The organism is Methylobacterium tarhaniae, assembly GCF_001043955.1.
Taxonomy (GTDB): Bacteria; Pseudomonadota; Alphaproteobacteria; order Rhizobiales; family Beijerinckiaceae; genus Methylobacterium; species Methylobacterium tarhaniae.
The window spans coordinates 1-534 of record NZ_LABZ01000253.1; the positions used below are offsets into that span (position 1 = coordinate 1).

Genomic DNA, 534 nt, shown 5'->3' on the forward strand with positions numbered 1-534 from the left:
CCCGGCGCGTGGGCCGCGCCGAGCAGCGTGACATCCGCGGCGGGCTTGTAGGGGATGAGATCACCAACGCGGAGCAGGGGCGTGCGCAACGGATCGCCTTCGTAGACGTCGTTGAGGACGATCGCCTGGTCGGCGGCGAGCTGAAGCGATCCGTCGGGGTTCAGCACGTAGCCGGCGCGCACGCAGAGCACCGCCATCGGGGCGCCGTCGCGGTGGAGCTGCCCGAATCCCATCGCGGCGAAGGGAGTCTCGTTGCGAATGAGCATCGCTACGCCCTCAGCGCTTCGGGTTCAAGTCGATGACCTTGCTGAAGGCTGTCACCGAGTCTGAAAATCCGAGTAACATCTTCGTACCGGTGATCGTGACGTTTCCGTCCTTGTCCATCGTCAGCGTCGATTTTCCGACGACGACCTGGAACACCTCGCCGACGTTGATCTGCATCTCCTTGCCGACGTTGATGACGAACTGCTCGCCGACCGTGTGGGTATGGGCCTTGCCGACGTTCTCCAGCATGGTCTGCCCGACATTGACGAC

The 534-nt window shown here is 63.5% G+C and carries 2 protein-coding genes; both read right to left on the bottom strand.

Features of this window, described 5'->3' with window-relative positions; genetic code table 11:
• The coding region (locus tag VQ03_RS27520) for a DUF2169 domain-containing protein (protein ID WP_048454110.1) at positions 1-266 on the bottom strand (266 nt) is incomplete at its 3' end.
• A gap of 10 nt (positions 267-276) precedes the next feature.
• Positions 277-534: hypothetical protein (locus VQ03_RS34035; protein WP_208605567.1), on the bottom strand; the 258-nt coding region annotated here is incomplete at its 5' end.